The 3,795-nt window shown below is 53.0% G+C and carries 4 protein-coding genes and 1 tRNA gene; 4 read left to right on the top strand and 1 reads right to left on the bottom strand.

Translation table 11 applies throughout. From position 1 onward, the window contains the following. Both QM579_RS01840 and QM579_RS01835 read left to right on the top strand, forming a co-directional pair. The coding region (locus QM579_RS01840) for a hypothetical protein (protein WP_414997527.1) at positions 1-196 on the top strand (196 nt) is incomplete at its 5' end. Positions 197-639: 443 nt separating this feature from the next. Continuing rightward, positions 640-1,200, top strand: a complete 561-nt coding sequence (locus QM579_RS01835) for a hypothetical protein (RefSeq protein ID WP_414997526.1) — start codon at positions 640-642, stop codon at positions 1,198-1,200. A 321-nt stretch (positions 1,201-1,521) separates the two neighbouring features. On the opposite strand, the gene QM579_RS01830 is transcribed toward QM579_RS01835, so the two are convergent. Then, positions 1,522-1,962 carry an MOSC domain-containing protein gene (locus tag QM579_RS01830; RefSeq protein WP_414997525.1) on the bottom strand — a complete coding sequence of 147 codons (441 nt, stop codon included), beginning with the start codon at positions 1,960-1,962 and terminating at the stop codon, positions 1,522-1,524. A 305-nt stretch (positions 1,963-2,267) separates the two neighbouring features. On the opposite strand from QM579_RS01830, the gene QM579_RS01825 reads away from it, so the two are divergent. Together QM579_RS01825 and thrS are read left to right on the top strand one after the other, a co-directional pair. Further along, positions 2,268-2,344 (top strand) — tRNA-Val (locus tag QM579_RS01825). A 179-nt stretch (positions 2,345-2,523) separates the two neighbouring features. After that, positions 2,524-3,795, top strand: a 1,272-nt coding sequence (thrS, locus tag QM579_RS01820) for a threonine--tRNA ligase (RefSeq protein ID WP_414997524.1), incomplete at its 3' end; no start/stop codon positions are given.

Raw genomic sequence — 3,795 nt, 5'->3', positions numbered from 1 at the left:
TCAGGCTGTTAGAGGGTTAACACAACAAGAAGTAATAGAAATTAAAGCATACATACTTCAACAACTGAAATGTATTCTCGACAATCAATATGCAAATGCATCTTCTCAACTTATGGATTACTTACGCAGATCCATCTGTTGGATTGACGAGGCATTGTTTATGCCCCAGGCAGAACCAGTGTGCGATAAAATATAAATTTCCTCTAACGAACACCTCACTTTTATAAATCTGATAACATCTTTGTTTTATACTATTTTTTGACTTTCTCATCAGCTTAATGCTTGAGAGTTAAACTTTTGCCCCTACCTTCTTCACGCGCAATTATCCGACTAAAAAGCAATTACTTAAAAATACGCTGAACCTCAGATTGCCCCAACCTTGACTAACGCCATACATTATGGTTGGAACCTTGGTGGAGCTACTAACTCCGCCCAAGACGGTTTTCCCACCCCGAAAGATAGTGGGCTTTCTTGCGCCTTGTTTCTGACACGGCGCGGTTTGCTGCATTGTATTCTCCGGGTGTGGGCAAAATACAAGACCTGGCAACAGGAAAATAGCCCGCTGCTCTTGGGCAGTTAGTAGCACCCGGAGTTCTTCTTTTGAAGAAACTCCCATACTAAAAATCCAAGAGGTGCCTCATGTCCAATTTTCAGCAGGCCCACCCGTTGCCTTCCGGGCCACCATCCCCAGACCTTCACGCCATAGCCGCCATGCTGCAAGAGGCAGCGCAAGCCCTGCACAGTTTTGTCAACACGCCAAAGCCTGACGCTGTTGATGCCGTTGATGCCGTTGCTGCCGAGGACGCCATTGACGCCGTGAATACCGTGGATGCCGTGGATACCGTAGAAGACCTCGGCGACAATGAAAACTGCTCCCGCCCCATTGATGATGCCTACACTCACGGCGAGTTTCACAATGAACTTCGCTGCTTCCGTCTGCCGCATTACATAGTTCGCCAAGAATACGCGTTGTTGCAGCAGCACAAAAAAGAAAGTTTTTTTCAACTGCTGGACTCCGTTTACGACGACTTTCTTACAACCATTCTGCTGATGCGCAATTTTGACGACGGCGCGCACCTCTCCGGCTTTCAAGTACACCTGATAAGCAATCATCTTTCCCGCCCGCTGGACCTGCTCAGTTACATCTGCTCGCAACTTGCAGATTTTGAACTGGTGCAGAAAACCATTGCTCCAGACTAAGACATGTGGAGTAGCCCCCATTTCGACCGGACACCCCTCTAACTAGGGAGGGGGCAGAAAAAAGGGGCGTTACGAAAGAAATGACATCTTACGGTTTATGACCGGAGTAAAAAATGGACTTTTGATGCAGCCAGCTGGACTAAAGAATTAGGGTATACACCCGCGGTTCAGCCAGCTGATTTTGCTCCAGACACAAGAAAAATGGCCCTTTTCATGACCGCGGTGAACTTTTAACTTCCGCGCGATGAAAAGGGCCGTTCAGCACAGCAAACGAAAAAAAGTAGCTACAAAAAACCTGTCTCTCCGCCAGCGCCCAGTGCGCTACGCCCCGGCGGGCAGCACATGCATTACATCGCCGGGCTGCACAAGGCCGCCGTGCAAAACCTTGGCGAACACACCCTGCCGCGGCATGATGCAGTCGCCCATTGTATGGTATATCTGGCAATGGCTGTGACATTCCTTGCCGATCTGCGACACTTCCATAAGAACCTCGTTACAGGACAGACGCGTACCCACGGGCAACGCCGCAAAATCTATCCCGTCCACAATAAGGTTCTCGCCAAAACAGCCGTGCGCAACAATGGCCCCTCTGGCCTTGAAGTCCTCAATGGCCTGCCAGGACAATAAACTGACCTGCCGGTGCCACTTTCCGGCGTGCGCGTCGCCCTCAATACCGTGATCCACCACAAGGGTGGCTGAAGGAACAGTTTTCTTGGCAGTGCCCTTTTTGGGGCTGGTGCAAATAGCCTTTATAATACCCATTGTGCTTTCCTCTGGTTGATGGCGGCTCTGCCAGCCTGTCACCGGGCGTATCGGTTGCGCCTGCACGCGCCTGCCCAGCGCAGGATCTGGCACTTCGCGTAAAGGAATGTTCTTTAGATAATAGAAGAATTCTATCCCGTACCACGCGTATCCGCAATGCTCGCCAACGCAAAGACGCCCAAAAAGGCGCTGCAACCCGCAAACAACGCATCAAAACAGGGAACTAGCCGAAAAAAATGCAGGAAAGTGCAAAAAAGCTGTTGACGGGCAGGGCGCGAGTGGCTATATAACCCTCTGCCTCATGTAGGAGCGTAGCTCAGGTGGCTAGAGCACTTCCTTGACACGGAAGGGGTCAACAGTTCAAGTCTGTTCGTTCCTACCAAAAGAAACTTTGGGGTTTATTCCCCTTAACGGCGGAAGGCCTTGGCCCCGCCCATAGCACAGGTTATCGAAAGATGGCCGAATGTCCGGTATCGGCGCAGTGGGGAGGTTTACCTCCCCATTTTGTTTTGGCTTTTTGTCTGGCCGGACAGCGCCTCCGGCAACGCTAAGGAGTTTTTCATGGAAGTCCGTGTGGAAGGGCAAATGGTTGAGGGGCAGGCTGGCGACAGCATCGCCTCCGTGCTCCAGAAAGCCTTGAGCGGCAAAAAGTTCAAGGCCGTTGTGGCCGCCCGCGCACTTGACGGCGCGGAAGACCTGCTTGATCTCTCTTCTCCGGTTCCTGCCGGGTGCGACGGGCTTGAACCCGTGTACGCCGACTCGCCCGAAGGCTTGCAGATGATCCGCCACTCCACCGCCCACGTTATGGCGGCGGCGGTGAAAAAACTTTTCCCCAAGGCCCGGGTCACTATCGGGCCTTCCATCGATTCCGGCTTTTACTACGACTTTGACGTAGAAAAGCCCTTCTCCACCGAAGATTTTCCTGCCATTGAAGCTGAAATGCAGCGCATAGCCAACGAGCGTGCGCCTTTCACCCATGAAGTGCTGCCCAAGGCCGAGGCCGTGGCGCGCTTCAAGGCTATGGACGAGAACTATAAGGTAGAAATCATCGAGGGCATCGACGCTGATACAGTGTCGGTCTATACATGCGGTGATTTTGCCGACCTGTGCCGTGGCCCGCATGTGCCGCACACGGGTTTTGCCAAAGCCTCCAAGCTTATGAACGTGGCTGGCGCGTATTGGCGCGGCGACGAGAAAAACCGCATGCTGTCCCGCATTTACGGCACAGCCTTTGCGGATGACAAAGCCCTTGCCGCCTACCTGAAGATGATGGAAGAAGCCAAACGCCGCGACCACCGCAAGCTTGGCCGCGAGCTTTCGCTCTTCACCTTCAAGGAAGACGTGGCCCCCGGTATGGTGTTCTGGCTGCCCAAAGGCATGCTTGTGCGCACCATCCTTGAGGACTTCTGGCGCAAGGAACACCTCAAGCGCAATTACGACATCGTGCAGGGCCCGCAGCTTCTGCGCGTTGAAACGTGGCAGAAATCCGGTCACTATGACCACTACCGCGAGAACATGTATTTCACGCAGATCGAGGAAGACGCCTACGGCGTCAAGCCTATGAACTGCATCTCGCACATGCTTATTTACGGTAACGAACTGCACAGCTACCGCGATCTGCCGCAGCGCTATTTCGAGCTTGGCGTGGTACACCGCCACGAAAAGAGCGGCGTGCTGCACGGCCTGTTGCGCGTGCGCCAGTTCACGCAGGACGACGCCCATATCATTTGTGCGCCGGAACAGCTTGAAGGCGAAATTCTTGAGGTCATCCACCTCATCCGCGACCTGATGAATCTCTTTGGCTTTGAGTACAAGGTGGCTGTGTCCACCCGG

The sequence above is a fragment of the Desulfovibrio sp. genome (assembly GCF_047607245.1).
GTDB lineage: Bacteria > Desulfobacterota > Desulfovibrionia > Desulfovibrionales > Desulfovibrionaceae > Desulfovibrio.
The sequence above is the reverse complement of the archived record's forward strand: the minus strand, read 5'-3'. Positions and strand labels throughout refer to the sequence as shown.